The sequence below is a fragment of the Bradyrhizobium sp. AUGA SZCCT0283 genome, from assembly GCF_018130385.1.
Lineage (GTDB): Bacteria > Pseudomonadota > Alphaproteobacteria > Rhizobiales > Xanthobacteraceae > Bradyrhizobium.
Genome location: NZ_JAFCLU010000009.1, coordinates 198,304 through 212,988 on the forward strand (window position 1 = coordinate 198,304; position 14,685 = coordinate 212,988).

General features: G+C 63.2%; 14 protein-coding genes. 6 read left to right on the forward strand and 8 right to left on the reverse strand.

Going from position 1 to position 14,685, the window contains the following annotated elements:
- Positions 1–80 precede the first annotated feature (80 nt).
- From dxs to JQ624_RS15330, 6 genes are all read right to left on the reverse strand, one after another.
- Positions 81–2,027: a 1-deoxy-D-xylulose-5-phosphate synthase gene (gene dxs, locus JQ624_RS15305; RefSeq protein WP_212419721.1), complete on the reverse strand. Its 1,947-nt coding sequence runs from the start codon at positions 2,025–2,027 to the stop codon at positions 81–83.
- 332 nt (positions 2,028–2,359) lie between these two features.
- Positions 2,360–3,658, reverse strand: coding sequence for a hypothetical protein (locus JQ624_RS15310; RefSeq protein ID WP_212419722.1), 1,299 nt, complete (start codon positions 3,656–3,658; stop codon positions 2,360–2,362).
- 203 nt (positions 3,659–3,861) lie between these two features.
- Positions 3,862–4,113, reverse strand: coding sequence for an exodeoxyribonuclease VII small subunit (locus JQ624_RS15315; RefSeq protein ID WP_212419723.1), 252 nt, complete (start codon positions 4,111–4,113; stop codon positions 3,862–3,864).
- A gap of 78 nt (positions 4,114–4,191) precedes the next feature.
- Positions 4,192–5,118: a histone deacetylase family protein gene (locus tag JQ624_RS15320; RefSeq protein ID WP_212419724.1), complete on the reverse strand. Its 927-nt coding sequence runs from the start codon at positions 5,116–5,118 to the stop codon at positions 4,192–4,194.
- 190 nt (positions 5,119–5,308) lie between these two features.
- The gene (locus JQ624_RS15325) at positions 5,309–6,979 is read right to left on the reverse strand and encodes a bifunctional UDP-sugar hydrolase/5'-nucleotidase (RefSeq protein ID WP_212419725.1); all 1,671 of its coding nucleotides are present in this window, start codon (positions 6,977–6,979) and stop codon (positions 5,309–5,311) included.
- A gap of 138 nt (positions 6,980–7,117) precedes the next feature.
- On the reverse strand, positions 7,118–7,879 hold the full coding sequence (locus JQ624_RS15330) for a crotonase/enoyl-CoA hydratase family protein (RefSeq protein ID WP_212419726.1): 762 nt from the start codon (positions 7,877–7,879) through the stop codon (positions 7,118–7,120).
- Positions 7,880–8,008: 129 nt separating this feature from the next.
- Here JQ624_RS15330 and JQ624_RS15335 point away from each other — a divergent pair, with 129 nt between their 5' ends.
- The 3 genes from JQ624_RS15335 (at position 8,009) to JQ624_RS15345 (ending at position 9,894) form a co-directional block, all read left to right on the forward strand.
- Positions 8,009–8,962: a ring-cleaving dioxygenase gene (locus tag JQ624_RS15335; RefSeq protein WP_212419727.1), complete on the forward strand. Its 954-nt coding sequence runs from the start codon at positions 8,009–8,011 to the stop codon at positions 8,960–8,962.
- A 327-nt stretch (positions 8,963–9,289) separates the two neighbouring features.
- The gene (locus JQ624_RS15340) at positions 9,290–9,496 is read left to right on the forward strand and encodes a type II toxin-antitoxin system VapB family antitoxin (protein ID WP_212419728.1); all 207 of its coding nucleotides are present in this window, start codon (positions 9,290–9,292) and stop codon (positions 9,494–9,496) included.
- A complete protein-coding gene (locus JQ624_RS15345; protein ID WP_212419729.1) occupies positions 9,493–9,894 on the forward strand; it encodes a PIN domain nuclease in 402 nt (133 codons plus the stop codon). The genes JQ624_RS15340 and JQ624_RS15345 overlap by 4 nt, the downstream gene beginning before the upstream one ends.
- Positions 9,895–10,610: 716 nt before the next feature.
- On the opposite strand, the gene JQ624_RS15350 is transcribed toward JQ624_RS15345, so the two are convergent.
- A complete protein-coding gene (locus tag JQ624_RS15350) occupies positions 10,611–10,826 on the reverse strand; it encodes a hypothetical protein (RefSeq protein ID WP_212419730.1) in 216 nt (71 codons plus the stop codon).
- A 578-nt stretch (positions 10,827–11,404) separates the two neighbouring features.
- On the opposite strand from JQ624_RS15350, the gene JQ624_RS15355 reads away from it, so the two are divergent.
- The 3 genes from JQ624_RS15355 to JQ624_RS15365 all read left to right on the forward strand — a co-directional run bounded on the left by JQ624_RS15355 (position 11,405) and on the right by JQ624_RS15365 (position 13,270).
- Positions 11,405–11,596: a hypothetical protein gene (locus JQ624_RS15355; protein ID WP_212419731.1), complete on the forward strand. Its 192-nt coding sequence runs from the start codon at positions 11,405–11,407 to the stop codon at positions 11,594–11,596.
- Positions 11,593–12,717, forward strand: a complete 1,125-nt coding sequence (locus tag JQ624_RS15360) for a hypothetical protein (protein WP_212419732.1) — start codon at positions 11,593–11,595, stop codon at positions 12,715–12,717. Before JQ624_RS15355 ends, JQ624_RS15360 begins: the two co-directional genes overlap by 4 nt.
- Positions 12,718–12,940: 223 nt before the next feature.
- Positions 12,941–13,270, forward strand: a complete 330-nt coding sequence (locus JQ624_RS15365; protein ID WP_212419733.1) for a GcrA family cell cycle regulator — start codon at positions 12,941–12,943, stop codon at positions 13,268–13,270.
- Between the two features lie 117 nt (positions 13,271–13,387).
- Here the strand turns inward: JQ624_RS15365 and JQ624_RS15370 are convergent, their stop codons facing one another.
- On the reverse strand, positions 13,388–14,671 hold the full coding sequence (locus JQ624_RS15370; RefSeq protein WP_212419734.1) for a hypothetical protein: 1,284 nt from the start codon (positions 14,669–14,671) through the stop codon (positions 13,388–13,390).
- Positions 14,672–14,685: the final 14 nt, after the last annotated feature.

Consider the following 14,685-nt stretch of genomic DNA (forward strand, 5'->3'; position numbering starts at 1 on the left):
GGATTACCGGCGAAAGAGCCAGCTCTTTGGTTCTGTCAGCGCTTCGGTTCCGACCGGATCAGAACCGAAGCGGCTGCGCCTCAGGCGAGCTTGACGGTCTCGGTCTTGTAGTCCTTGCCGAGCGCATCGAACACCTTGGCGACGATGCCCTTGGCGTCGAGTCCGGCATGGGCATACATCGCGGTCGGCGAGTCGTGGTCGATGAACTCGTCGGGCAGGATCATCGCGCGCATCCGCAGACCGCCGTCGAGCATGCCGTGGTCGGACAGCGTCTGCATCACGTGCGAACCGAAGCCGCCGATCGAGCCTTCCTCGATGGTGAGCAGCACCTCGTGGTCGCGCGCCAGCTTCAGCACCAGGTCGACGTCGAGCGGCTTCATGAAGCGCGCGTCGGCGATGGTGGTGGAGAGGCCGTGGGCGGCGAGTTCGTCGGCCGCCTTTTCGCATTCGGCCATGCGGGTGCCGAACGAGAGCAGGGCGATCTTGTTGCCCTGGCGGACGATGCGGCCCTTGCCGATCTCGAGCGGGATGCCGACCTCGGGCATTTCGACGCCGCGGCCTTCGCCGCGCGGGTAGCGCACCGCGCTCGGGCGGTCGTTGATCGCGACCTGCGTCGCAACCATGTGCACCAGTTCGGCCTCGTCGGAGGCGGCCATGATGACGAAGTTCGGCAGGCAGCCGAGATAGGCGTTATCGAAGGAGCCTGCATGGGTCGCGCCGTCGGCGCCGACCAGGCCGGCGCGGTCGATCGCAAAACGAACCGGCAGGCTCTGAATCGCGACGTCGTGGACCACCTGGTCGTAGCCGCGCTGCAGGAAGGTCGAGTAGATCGCGCAGAACGGCTTGTAGCCTTCGGTGGCGAGGCCGGCCGCAAACGTCACCGCATGCTGCTCGGCAATGCCGACGTCGAAGGTGCGGTCGGGGAAGGCCTTGTTGAAGATGTCGACGCCGGTGCCGGACGGCATCGCCGCGGTGATGGCGACGACCTTGTCGTCCTTCTCGGCTTCCTTGACGAGGCTCTGGCCGAACACGTTCTGGTAGGCCGGCGCATTCGGCTTGGCCTTGGCCTGGGCGCCGGTGGCGACGTCGAACTTGACCACCGCGTGGTACTTGTCGGCGGAAGCTTCGGCCGGGCCGTAGCCCTTGCCCTTTTGCGTGACGACGTGGACCAGGATCGGGCCGGTTTCCATGTCGCGGACGTTCTTCAGAACCGGCAGCAGATGGTCGAGGTTATGACCATCGATCGGGCCGACATAATAGAAGCCGAGCTCTTCGAACAGCGTGCCGCCGTCCATCATGAAGCCGCGGGAATATTCCTCGACGCGGTTGGCGCGGTTGGCGAGGATCTTGGGCAGACGCTTGTTGATCTGCTTGGCCGCCTCGCGCAGCGTGCGGTAGGTCTTGCCGGAGTAGAGCCGGGACAGGTACGCGCTCATCGCGCCGACCGGCGGGGCGATCGACATGTCGTTGTCGTTGAGGATCACGATCAGGCGTGAATTCATCGCGCCCGCATTGTTCATGGCCTCATAGGCCATGCCGGCGGACATCGCGCCGTCGCCGATCACGGCGATGACGTTGTTCTTGCCGCCGGAGAGGTCGCGCGCCACCGCCATGCCGAGGCCGGCCGAGATCGAGGTCGAGGAATGCGCGGCGCCGAACGGATCGTAGTCGCTCTCGCTGCGCTTGGTGAAGCCGGAGAGGCCGCCGCCGGTGCGCAGCGTGCGGATGCGGTCGCGGCGGCCGGTCAGGATCTTGTGCGGATAGGCCTGGTGGCCGACGTCCCAGATCAGGCGGTCGCGCGGCGTGTCGAAGGTGTAGTGGATCGCGGTGGTGAGTTCCACGACGCCAAGACCGGCGCCAAAATGGCCGCCGGTCACCGACACGGCGTCGATGGTTTCCTGGCGGAGTTCGTCCGCGACCTGGCGCACTTGCTCGACCTTGAGCTTGCGCAGATCGTCGGGCGTACGGATGGTATCGAGAAGCGGCGTTTTACTAAATGTGGTCACAGCGATATTCCAATTTTGCATGTCAGGGCGAGTGGCCCGACGCGAGATGGGAAGCGCGTTAACCGCGCCGTGAAAATCCAGACCCCGGTGCCATCGCGGCAGGCCGGTACCTGATTTGAAAGCCTAGATGCACTCTGGCTTAAACCATGTGATATGCATCACGTTAGTAGCTTCTAAACCCTTCCCGGTTCAGTTTCTTTAGCTATTTGAAGCGCTTACTGCCGTGCGAATCCGTCGGCAGGCCGCTCTCCCCCAGCCCATAGAACTGCAAGCTTTACACCAAAGCCGCTGCCAAAGCCAACCCGGAGGGTCGATTCGGTTCCGGGGCGGGAAGCTGGAAAAACCTCGATTTTTCAACCGCTGCGGCGGGCGGATGGTTCCAATTTGGCTAAATCGACGGCATTTGTGGCCGCCGTCGTGGCCGCTTCGATCCTTTTCCAGGCCCGATCGCGCGACCTGGAATCGCCGGTGGCGACATCCAGCGCGGCGTCGGGTGCGGCCACGCGCGCGCTGAGCGGGACCGGTCCGCAGACGATCATGAAGAAGTCGTAGGCGTTGGGCCGTTCGTTGGCCATCACGAACTGGAAATGCACGCGGAAGAACTGCCAGCGAAACTTCTCGTAGTGCTCGGGCCGGATGATGTCGCGGAAGCGGACCGGCACGATCGTCGGGTTGCGCCTTAAGGCGCCGACGTCGATGCCGTGGCTGGTGATCGGATCGAACTGGTAGAAATTCATCACGTCCTTGCGGGCCTGGCAGTCGATCCAGTCGATCGACGGCTCGATGGCCAGCATGCGCAGATGCTCGCGAAACTCCTTCGACACCGCGTGATAGCCGACGATCGGGAAATTGCCGCCGATCGTCAGCAGCACGATTCGCGGACCGTGACGGCCGAGCGCGGGGTCGAGCTTCAGTGCGCGCGCCAGCATTTCCGTCGACAGGAACGATCCGGAGCTATGGCCGACGATGACGATTTCTTCGGCGTCGGTGCTTTTGGCTGTCTTGACCAGATGCTGCGCGAAGCGGTCGATGCGCTGGTCCCATTCGGAGCGTTCGCGGTGCGAGAACTCCCACGTCCAGATCGTGTCGCACAGGAGGTAGAGCACGTAGGTGGCGTTCTCGGTGTATTTCAGCACGATGCCGAGCAGGGCGACGAACAGGGCGGTCGCAATGGCGATGCTGAAAATGTCGGGAATGCCGACCGCATTCAACCCCTTCTCGAAGACAAAGGCGACCGCTGCGGCGCACGCGGCTTCCAGCAACAGCATCAAATGCGGATAGGTGATGAAAGTCGCAAATCGCCAGTTCGCCTTGCCGAAGCGGGCGATAGTGCCGGCGAAGACCAGGCGCCAGTAGATCCACACCGCGCTGAAGACCGTGCGCCAGATCGGCGACGCCAGGTCCTGCTGGATGAAATCCTCGAACCGGAGGAAATCGTAGGCCGTGCGGGTCTGCCAATCCTCCGCCTTGGTATCGATGGTCCAGGACGCGATCTCGTCGTCGGCAGCGACCTTGGGCCGGCTGATGGTCGCCTGCAGCTGGTAAAGCCGGCCGAACTTGCGCAGTTCGGTCCGGAACATGCGGTAATATTGCGCCAGCCCGCGCGGATCGTAGCCCTGAATATAGATGATATGGCGGTGCTGGACGCGCACGTAAGTCCCCGGAGTGATGGCCGACTATAACAGGCTGGGCAGGGCGCCAAGAACTAAATCGGCGACTAAACCAGCGACCAGGCCGGCGAGCGAATTGACCGGCTGTTCAGCCTTTCGGTGGGAGGCCAGCACCGAATTCGTCCCAGATTCTCTCGATTATGCCAAGGGAGACTGGTGGGATCGACTTTCCACCCCGTCCGGGATCATTGCACGTCAAGCGGCTCGGTCCCGGTGACCTGGCCGTTGGCATCGGTGGTGATCTTGTCGACACGGGCCTCGGCCTGCCGCAGCAGTTCCTCGCAGCGGCGCTTCAGCGCCTCGCCGCGCTCATAGATCGTGACCGATTCCTCGAGCGGCACCTTGCCGTCCTCCAGCCTTTTCACGATCGATTCGAGCTCCTCGATCGCGCGCTCGAAGGAAAGCTTTTTGACATCTGCTTGGGTGTTTTCGGCCATTATTGCGTTCCCGGATGCGCCCCGGTTCCCCAAGGCACAGAATCAAGCTTACTTTTACGAGGCTATTGTGGCGGGGATTTACCCGCCCATCAATGCGGTGACATGGGCCGCAACCGACTCCTTCAGCCCCTCCAGGTCGTAGCCGCCCTCCAGCACCGAGACAAGGCGGCCACCTGCGCTGGCCTCGGCCTGATCCATCAGCTTGCGCGTGACCCAGCCGAAATCATCCGCCTTGAGATTGAGCGAGGCCAGCGGATCGCGGTAATGCGCGTCGAAGCCGGCGGAGATGATGATCAGTTCCGGCGAGAATTTCCGCAATTGCGGCAGGATCAGGTTTTCGAACGCGGAGCGGAACTTGGCGCTGCCGTCTTCGGAAGCCAGCGGCGCATTGACGATGGTGTCGTGCTCGCCGCGCTCGCCGCTGGCGCCGGTGCCGGGAAACAGCGGCATCTGGTGCGTCGAGCAATACATCACGGTCGGATCGTGCCAGAAGATGTCCTGCGTGCCGTTGCCGTGATGGACGTCGAAATCGACGATCGCCGCACGGCCGATGCCGTATTTGCGCTGGGCGTGACGGGCGGCGATGGCGACATTGTCGAAGAAGCAGAAGCCCATCGGCTTGGAGACCTCGGCATGATGGCCGGGCGGGCGCACCGCGACGAACGCGTTCGGGTGGACGCCGGACATTACCGCGTCGGTCGCCGCCACCGCGCCGCCGACGCCGCGCATCACCGCTTCCCAGGTGCCCGGCGACATCGAGGTGTCGCCGTCGATATAGATCATGCCGCTCTGCGGGGCGATATGGCGGAGCTCGCCGACATAATGCTCGCCATGGCACAGCGTGACGGAATCGAGATTGCCTTCCGGTGCCTCGCTGCGCGTGAGCGGCTTGAAGCGTTCTTCGGCCAGCACCTCGGCGACCGCGCGCAGCCGGTCGGGCCGTTCCGGATGGCCTGGGGGCGTCACATGGTCGAGACAGGCGGTATGCGTCAGAAGGAGCGTCATGCAAAATCCTGGCGTTAAGGCGGGCGCCGGCGAGGAGCGGCTAATCTATAGCGTTTTCGAGCGAAGTGGATACCGGTTCGCGTAAAGAAAACGCGTCAAAACATAAGATTGGAGCCCGGTTCTGATGCAATCAGAACCGTTGGGGCTCCAGGCGGTTAGCGGCCGCTCGGAAAGGCCCACGGCGTCAGGCTTAGTTGACCCTGACAATGCGATCGGCGGCGGTCGGGCCGACCGGGCTGTTCGCCCCAAAATAGGCATGCAGCGCGTCGACGTCGTAGATGCCGACCTGCGGCGCGGTTCCCTGGGTGAGCACGGTAAAACCGTCGCCGCCGACGAACAGGAAATTGTTGACGGTGACGCGATAGCTCGCGGCGGGATCGACCGGTTGCCCGTTCAGCGACATCCGTTCCGCAAGCACGCGCTCGCCGTCCGGCTTCGATCCGTCCCACGCATAGCCAAAACCCCTCGACACCTGCAGGATCCTTGGCCGCTTCGGATCGAGCCATTGCTGCTCCAGCATGTCCTTGATCTGTTTCCCGGTCAGCGTGATCGTCACCAGTTGATTGCGGAACGGCTGGCTGGCGAACAGGTCGGCATAGGTCACCGCGCCGTCCTCTCTGCGCGTGACGTCGGCGCGCACGCCGCCGGGATTGGTGAAGGCGATGACCGCGCCGCCTTTCGCATCAAGGCTGGTCGCCGCAAGCTGCGCGTCCGCGATGATGTCGCCGAGCGGGCTTTCGCCGGCATTGTTGGGCACGCGCGACAGCGTGGCCGTCACCGAACCCGCCGGGCGGTTGGCGATCGGTGCGGCAACCCTGTCATAGGCTTCCAGCAGCGCGGTTTGCCTGATGTCCTTCGCAAGCGTCGCTGATCGCACGATGTTGTTGTCGGCCTTAGCGCTGACCACGTCGCGCGTGACGGGATCGAGCTTGAGATCAACAGCGGTGACGAGCGTGCCGTATTTGTCGCCTGATGTGACGAGCCGCCCGTCGACCTCGCAGACATAGGCGCGGTGGGTGTGACCGGTGACCACGACATCCACCGCGTGATCGAATTTCTTGACGATATCGACGATCGGTCCCGAAATGCCAGGGCATTCGTTGTAGTCTCCGGTCGGCAGCCCGCCTTCATGGATCAGCACGACGATGGCCTCGACGCCGCGTGCTTTCAGTTCCGGGATCAGCGCATTGACCGTCTCGGCTTCGTCGCGAAACTCTAGATCGGCAATGCCAACCGGCGAGACGAGACCCGGCGTGCCCTTCAAGGTCAGGCCGATGAAGGCGACCGGAATGCCGTCGAAGCTGCGGATTTCGTAAGGGGGAAACACGGTCTTGCCGCTGCTCTTCTCGAACGTGCTGGCGGCGAGATAGCGAAATTTCGCGCCGGCAAACGGATGCGGTCCCAGGCATTGGTCGACCGGGTGGCAGCCGCCATGCTGCATGCGCAACAGTTCGTCCTTGCCCTCGTCGAATTCGTGATTGCCGACCGAGGAAATATTCAAGCCCATCGTCGACAGCGCCTCGACCGTCGGCTCGTCATGGAACATCGCCGACAAAAACGGGCTGGCGCCGATCAGGTCGCCGGCCGCGACGAAGATCGTATTCCTGTGACCCTCGCGAAGCTGGTCCACCAGCGTCGCCATGTGTTCGGCGCCGCCGGCAGGGACGGTGATCTTCCTGGTCTTGTCCTCGGGATCGGCAATCGTGATCCCGCCCGGCGGCGGGCGGAGGTAGCCGTGAAAATCGTTGATCGCGAGAATGCGCAGGTCGACGGGGGCGGGGGTTTGGGCCTTGCCTGGTGCGGCCAGGCAGAGGGCGGCGAGCAGTGCAAACGCAGGGATAGGACGAAGGAAAGCGCTCATGACTTTGACATAGCAGCCTAATGTGTCCCCGTCATTGCGAGCGCAGCGAAGCAATCCATCGCGCCGCATGAAGAAAGAATGGATTGCTTCGTCGCTGCGCTCCTCGCAATGACGGTGGGGCGAACGCGCGCCTTTCGCTCACCCCTTCTTCCGCGCAAAGAACGCCTTGAACGCGGCGACCGCTTCCTTCGAGCGCATCCGTTCGCCGAACAGATGGCCTTCCTGGTCGATCCGGCGCGTCATGTCCTCGGGCGGCAGCTTCAACAGTTTTCGCGAGATCGCGACCGCTTCGGCCGGCAGCGCGCAGATCTCGCGGGCCACCTTGCGCGCCTCGGCCTCGGTATGGCCGGGCGCCACCACCACATTGACGAAGCCGGCTTCGCGGGCGTCGTCGGCGGAGAAGGTGCGGCCCATCACCAGCATGGAAAAGGCGCGCTGGTGGCCCATGGTGCGCGGCATCAGCAGGCTGGAGGCGCCTTCCGGCACCAGCCCGAGATGGATGAACGGCGTCGAGAAGGTCGCGGTCTTGCTCGCCAGCACGTAATCGCAATGGAACAGCATGGTGGTGCCGATGCCGATCGCGACGCCGTCGACGGCGGCGATGATCGGCTTGACGTTGTGCGCCAGCGAGTAGAGAAATTTGGCGGCATTGGAGGCGCGCGGCGCGTCGCTGTTGGAGGTGCCGTCTTTGAGGAAATCCTCCAGATCGTTGCCGGCGGTGAACACGCCCGAGCCGCCGGTGATGATGATGCAGCGGATATCGGGGTTGTTCTGCGCCTTGTCGATGGCATCGCTCATCGCGCGATACATGTCTTGCGTGATCGCGTTCTTCTTCTCGGGCCGCCGCAACGTGATCACGCGCGTCGCATCTTCGTCCGACACAATGAGGTGTTCGGTCATGAACTCGCCCCTAAAAGCAGGCGGCGACGGTGCCGCTGGCCAATCATCCGCCGACATCCTACATGATCCGGCAAAAGGCCCAACAACTCCCTGCGATTTTTCGGGGGATGTGACTGCGAGGATAGTGCAATGCAGCTAGGCGGAATTCATCATCTGACCGCGATCTCGGCAAAGCCCCGGGACAATCTGGCGTTTTACACCGCGCTCCTCGGCATGCGGCTGGTGAAAAAGACCGTCAACCAGGACGACGTCAGCGCCTATCACCTGTTCTATGCCGACGGCAAAGCCAATCCCGGCACCGATCTCACCTTCTTTGATTTTCCGGCAGCCCCCGAGCGGCGCGGAACCAATTCGATCTCGCGCACGGGCTTGCGCGTCTCGGGCGAGAAGACCCTCGGCTACTGGCGGGATCGTCTGAAAAACGCCGGCGCCGAGACCGGCGATATCGTCGAGGTCGACGGCCGGCTGACGCTGCCGTTCGAGGACGGCGAGGGCCAGCGCCTGGTGCTGGTCGACGACGGGGCCGCGGGCGCCGCCTCGCCATGGGAGCGCAGCCCGGTGCCGGCAGAGCACCAGATCCGCGGCCTCGGTCCGATCGTGCTGACCGTGCAGGAGCTGTCGCGCACTGCCTTCGTGCTGACCGAGGTCATGAACATGCGCCGCGTGCGCGAGTATGCCGCCCACGGCGCGCAGATCCATGTGTTCGAGATGGGCGAGGCAAGGGGAGAGAGCAGCCCCGCCGCCGAACTGCATGTGCTCGAAGACAAGGAAACGCCGGTCGCGCGGCAAGGCGCCGGCGGCGTTCACCACGTCGCGTTCCGCACGCCGGATGAGGCGCAATATCACGCCTGGACGCACCGCCTGAACGAGCTCCGCGTCCCCAACAGCGGCGAGATCGACCGCTTCTATTTCCGCAGCCTCTATTTCCGCGAGCCCAACGGCATTTTGTTCGAGATCGCCACTGACGGCCCGGGCTTTGCGACCGACGAGCCGATGGAGACGCTGGGCGAGAGGCTGGCGCTGCCGCCGTTCCTGGAGCCGCGACGGGCGGCGATCGAGGCGGGGCTGAAGCCGATTGGGTAAGCTTCGTAGGATGGGTGGAGCGCAGCGATACCCATCATCGCCGGACAAGCGTAGAACCGTAGCCCGGATGAGCGCAGCGACATCCGGGGCTTCAGCCGACTATCCATCCCCGCACGTCGCTGCGTTGATGCGGGCTACGCGCTGAGCCGATTTCGCAGGATGGGTAGAGCGAAGCGAAACCCATCACTGTTCTCCGTCGCAATTGATGGGTATCGCTGCGCTCCACCCATCCTACGGGCTTGGTCACCGCAACTTCTTGGTGCACGTTGCGGAATTCGGATGTGTATAGTATTATCTTTTCATACACATCGCGACGGGACATCGGCCATGCGCACCAATATCGACATCGACGATGCGCTGATGGCGGAAGCGCAGAAGGCTTCCGGACATCAAACCAAGAAGCAGACGGTGGAGCAGGCGCTCCGTTTGATGATCAGGCTGCGAGGTCAGCAGGAGGTCGGCGGGGCGTTCGGCAAATACCGCTGGCGCGGCAACCTCGCCCGCAGTCGCAAGGGACGAGCAGCGGCCGGGTGATCGTCGTCGACAGCAGCGTTTGGATCGACTTCCTCAACGGCCGCAATGCGCCGCATGTCCGGCGGCTCCGCGCGCTCCTCGGCATGGAAGAGATCGTCGTGGGCGACCTGATGCTTTGCGAGGTGCTGCAGGGTCTCGACAGCGAGCGGGCGGCCCGGGAAGTCGAGGCTCTGCTGCGCCGCTTCGAGATCGTGTCAATGGCCGGCGATGCGATCGCCACCATTGCGGCCCGCAATTTCCGTTCCTTGCGCCGGCGCGGCATCACGGTTCGCAAGACCATCGACCTCTTGATCGGCACCTGGTGCATCGAGAACCGCAGGCCACTGCTTCACAACGACAGCGATTTCCGGCCGATGGCGCGGTATCTGGGGCTGGTCGAAGTGCCGGCGCAGGTGTGAAAGGCCGGTGAAGATGCGACTAGTTAAGTGCACGCCCTAGGCGTTGCGCCAAAACACTAATTTCCCGAGCCAATTCAACGTGATTTGCCCCGTCCAGTCCCTTCGGCAAAAACAATTCTCTTCTCGGCCACCCCAAATCAGCACTATCAATCCCGCCGTCTCATCCCTCACGAGGGGCGGATCGCGATCGTCACGGACGCGGGGTGGGATGCGGTGGACGTGGGCAGCGTCAGGCGCGAGATGGTGTTTGCAGGGCGGTTTCGGCCGTGAGTGAGCACAGCGCGCAAGACGACGACGCTGCAGCGTACGGCAAAACCGTGTGGTCCTGGCATCCGTGGCTGATGTCAAGCTGCCGGTGGCGAAGTTGGTCCAACCGGATCGATTTTGCCATCAAGCCGGCAGCGATGGAGGCAAAAGGAATTCGTCTCCAAGGAGAGCGCGGCATAAGCCGTCAAACCATTGCGCAGGGAATGCCGGAGTGCTCCGGCTGTACCTGTATGCTCGTGTGCGCTCACTTCCACTCATTGCACACGAGACCGCGGGTGCAGCAAGCACCCGGCATTCCCTGCTCCCTCATTTTAGAGGGAAGGAATTCCAGCAAACCTCGGGCGCAAGTCGCGCCGCGAGATGGTGAAGTCATGTTTACGAACGTTGACGCAAACAAGTTCGTTGTGCCCGGCAAGGAGCCGCGCCAGCGTGAGGTAGCATGCAGCTTCTCAGGCTTCGTTCTTCGGAACGTACTTCCCGAGCACGCATTTGTAGCTCTGCAATCGCCACGCGTGATACGGCCCCTTGGCGAGCCAGTCGGCAATCCCGATCTGCGCGTTGACCGCGCAGGCGCTCATGGTGATGCCGGACTGGTCGCTGGTGGTGACGACCTTTTCGAGACAAAGCTGGCTGTTGCAGAGAACGGCGACGAGAGTGATGAGCATGGCGACCTTCGTTGAATAAGGAATATCCACTTCGTTCAGCCAATGCAGGGTTCATGCCAACATTGGTGCACGCCGTTTTTTTGGACGCCCCTTACGCGAATTGCCCGGCAAAAACGCAACACTTCCGTAGCCGTGCTTTTTTTTGCGCGGGACGGATACCGGCAACGCCGGGGAATGCGAATTGCATTGAGAGTAGCGGCGGGCGTGGACGATTCGCAAAGCGTAGAACTACGGGACCGCATCGGAATGGCCATGACTGTCTTAACGCTGCAACAGTTCTGGATTGCCGTGCCTGGGCCTCCACCCATCCTGCAAATCGGGCACACTCGAAGAACGAGGATGCGAACTCGGAAATTCAGATGGCCCGGTTGATTTCGCCCTCGAAGCGCATTTCGCACTCACTCCCGACATCGCGCCATGCTCGTTTCGCGTCCACGCGTGAAGCGGTTCCCTCCGGCGATCGGAATGAGACATTAGTGCAACAACCATCGTCCTAAATTCCGGGAGGCGCATCGTTGTGCAGCTACATCCTGCCGACGCAGATATAATCGCAGCAATGGTTCGAGTAGGAGTTTTCGATGTCGAAGTTTGCGATTGGCGAGCAAGTCGAAAACATGGCCAACGATCACGAGTCGGGCGCGGTTGTCGCCGTGTTTCCGACCGTTGACGGAAGCTTTAGATATGCCGTCGACACGGAAGGTTACGGCGCGCTTCAGTTCTTCGCCGAGGAGAAGCTGGCTTTCGCCGTTGCGAGGCGGGGGGCCACATGACAGGCCGTGCAACCACGCAAGCGATCTCCGCGACCGAACTTAACGAGGGCGACAGCGATGCTGTGCGCATCAGGCACCAGCTTGACGCCTGGGCCAATGCCTCAAATCGCACCCCCAGATTGGTGGCGACGCCTGCGGAAAACATAGGCGTTGAAGCATCTGGCGAGACGCCCTTGCCGGCAGCGAAGCGCGGCCGCGCCTCTCCGGCAACCAGTCGCGCCAAGGCTGCCAAGGGCACCAAGGCCAAGGCAGCCAGGACAACCAAGGCCAGGACAGAAGAGGCCGATGGCGAGCCCGAGGCGCCCAACGCGCCGCTTGAGCCGCTGACCGTTTCCGTCGCACCCATCATGCCGGAGGCAGTTCCCACCACGCCGGAGCGCGCACGCACCAGCCGCGCCTTTGCCCTTGTTGCCGCACTCGCACTGGCGACGGTTGCTGCCTATTTTTCCGTCGCGGGCATGGCCGAAATATTTCCCGGCGCGCCGGTTGCGGTCATGGTGCTCGCCGCCACCATGGAAGCCGGCAAGCTCGTGATCGCCGGATGGCTGGCCGCGCATTGGCGCCGGACCAACTGGAAAATGCGTTTCGTCATGGTCGCCCTCGTTGCCGGCCTCGCGCTCATCAACGCCGCCGGTGTGTTCGGCAAGCTGGTCGAGGCGCATGTCAGCGTGGCGGCCTCGTCGCGTTCCGGCGTCACGGAGCGCCTTGAAGCGCTCGACGCCCACGTTACGGCGCAAACGGCTCTCGTTGCCGACCTCGCCGGCCGCATCGCGCAAATCGACCGGGCCGTGGACGAATCGACGCGGCTTGGCCGGGTGACGCGGGCCATCAACATCGCCACGCAACAGCGTGTGACGCGGGATGGGTTGGATACGCAGCGGCAGGCGGCGACCACAACGCTGGTCGGCCTGCAGGCGCAACGCGCCGCGCTGGCCGGTGAACGTTCCCGCATCGAGGCATCCGCAGGCCCGATCCAGTATCTTGCGATGATGGTCGGTGCCGCGCCCGAAGTCGCGGTGCGATGGCTGATACTCTTGATGGTGCTGTGCTGCGATCCCGCAGCGATCGCCTTGACGGTCGCGGCGGCTGGTTCGCGGGGCGAGCGAACCCGGCATGCGTAGCCCGGATGAGCCAACGGGTCGCGCGAATGCGCGCCCGACGACGAGCGCATTGCGCTCGCACAGTGATGACAGGCTCCGCGACATCCGGGGCTTCAGCTTCTCTCCCGCATGTCGCTGCGCTCATGCGGGCTACTCGCTGCGTTAACGACGAGATGAATCATCGGCCGACGCACCATCAGCAACGACTCGCCTAAAGCCGATATCAGGCGTATAAGTATTTCCCATGAGTTGGGATGCGAAAGACGTAGCACTGCTCAAAGAACTCTGGGCCGCGGGCCACAGCGCCGGTCAGATCGCAAGTCGGCTCGGCTACAGCCGCAACGCCGTGAGCGCCAAGCTGAAGCGCATGGGCCACAAGCGGGGTCACAAGCCACCGACGGCCAACCCCAGGATCGTGGCCGTGCCGACGCGAAAGCCGGCGCTCGCGGCAGCCTGCGCCCGGCCGGTGGACAGGGTGATGTCGAAGTCCAAGCCGGTCGCGAAGCAGGCCAGGGAACTCACCAAGCGTGAGCTCTACGCCATGCTGGCCAATGCGGTCAGGAACACGGGCTGACGCTTACTGCGGCGCGTTCGAGAGCAGAGGGTATGATCGATCCGCTCCTGACAGGAGCGGAGGCGGGGCAAGTCTGCGGCCTTCCCGTGACGGGCGGGAAGGGCGTGCTCGAACCGGCTACATGGTCCTCGCTCTCGCGAGTTTCACGGTCTTGGCAATTTTAGCGGTCTTGGCCTGCTTAGCCTTGCCGCGATCCTCGCGCGCGGCCTGTCGGCTGCCCTTCTTGACCTTCGCGTCGGCGTGCTTCCTGGCCTTCGCTCCCGCGTCTTTCTTGATCCTCGCTTCTGCCTCTTGCGTCTTTGCGCTGCCGCGGCGAGAGACATATTCTTGGCCGTCGATCGGCGCGACGTGGGGCGGATCCCTGTCGAGATAGGGCCGACCGATTCCAAAGTCCTTGCCGTTCGCGTCGATCCACTTCCAGAGCTTTTCGGTGGAGACCCATCGCTGCGCGCGGCTGGCGCCCTTGACGCTCACAATGTCGGCCGCGAGCCCGCGGCCATAGCCGCCGCGGAGGCTGCCGCCATGGTAGGACCGGTCGGATGCCGCCTTCAGGCCGCTTGCGATTCCCTGACGGTAATCATCGCGGAATGCGCTGGTGATGCCGGGCGACAGGCCAGCCTGCTCCGCCGCGTGAAGGGTGTGAAACAGCTTGAGCTTGAACTTCCGGTCCATGCCGCCGATCACATAGTCCATCATCGACATGCCGGCTCTTTCAGCGGCCTTTGGATCCTTCCAGGTGAAGTCCTCGTCGACACGCTTAGTGAAGGTCCTGGTGACAGTTTTCGTCTTGCCTTTGCGCTTGATCGTCACCTTGCGCTGTTCATGCACCTTGATGGCATCGACCTTGGGCGCCCGCTCGTAGAGGGCCCACAGATAGCGATCGATGCAGATCTCCGCGACCAGGCACTCCTCGTTGATTTCGAGGATGCGGATCGCTGGCTGGGCATTGTCAGGCACCGCATCGGTCGGGCTGACCATCGCTACATCGGTGGACGGTTCCTCGGGCGACAGCACCTGCGAAGGATCGGCCAACGAAATCTCGAAAAGCGATATCGGCTCATAACGAAGGTTCGCCGTAGCTTCGGCGACTTTCGCCATCACGGAATCGGTGGCTGGCGCCACAACGACGTCACCGATGTCGGCGCTCGCCAGAACGATCTTCTGCGGTGGCTCCGTGGGCGCGACGCTTGTGATGACAGTTGGTTCGCGGCGTTCCACGATGGACACCGCACTGGTGCTCTCGATCGCGGCCGCGCGAGCGTTTTCGATGGAAGCGCTGATGTGCTCGATGGAAGCCGAACCGGAGCCTGCGAGCCAGGCGAGAACACAGCTCGCGAGAGCCAAGCCCGCGAGAGCGTTGATTCGGCGCTGCGCCTTCGTTGCCAATCGCCATGGGTCCATGATCCGGCCTCCCA

Excerpts from the sequence above, each read along its gene's own strand:
- JQ624_RS15335 (WP_212419727.1), top strand. The coding sequence starts at position 8,009 with ATGCAGCTAGGCGGAATTCATCATCTGACCGCGATCTCGGCAAAGCCC.
- JQ624_RS15340 (WP_212419728.1), top strand. The coding sequence starts at position 9,290 with ATGCGCACCAATATCGACATCGACGATGCGCTGATGGCGGAAGCGCAG.
- JQ624_RS15350 (WP_212419730.1), bottom strand. The coding sequence starts at position 10,826 with ATGCTCATCACTCTCGTCGCCGTTCTCTGCAACAGCCAGCTTTGTCTC.
- JQ624_RS15365 (WP_212419733.1), top strand. The coding sequence starts at position 12,941 with ATGAGTTGGGATGCGAAAGACGTAGCACTGCTCAAAGAACTCTGGGCC.
- JQ624_RS15325 (WP_212419725.1), bottom strand. The coding sequence starts at position 6,979 with ATGAGCGCTTTCCTTCGTCCTATCCCTGCGTTTGCACTGCTCGCCGCC.
- JQ624_RS15360 (WP_212419732.1), top strand. The coding sequence starts at position 11,593 with ATGACAGGCCGTGCAACCACGCAAGCGATCTCCGCGACCGAACTTAAC.
- JQ624_RS15355 (WP_212419731.1), top strand. The coding sequence starts at position 11,405 with ATGTCGAAGTTTGCGATTGGCGAGCAAGTCGAAAACATGGCCAACGAT.
- JQ624_RS15315 (WP_212419723.1), bottom strand. The coding sequence starts at position 4,113 with ATGGCCGAAAACACCCAAGCAGATGTCAAAAAGCTTTCCTTCGAGCGC.
- JQ624_RS15370 (WP_212419734.1), bottom strand. The coding sequence starts at position 14,671 with ATGGACCCATGGCGATTGGCAACGAAGGCGCAGCGCCGAATCAACGCT.
- JQ624_RS15330 (WP_212419726.1), bottom strand. The coding sequence starts at position 7,879 with ATGACCGAACACCTCATTGTGTCGGACGAAGATGCGACGCGCGTGATC.
- JQ624_RS15320 (WP_212419724.1), bottom strand. The coding sequence starts at position 5,118 with ATGACGCTCCTTCTGACGCATACCGCCTGTCTCGACCATGTGACGCCC.
- dxs (WP_212419721.1), bottom strand. The coding sequence starts at position 2,027 with ATGCAAAATTGGAATATCGCTGTGACCACATTTAGTAAAACGCCGCTT.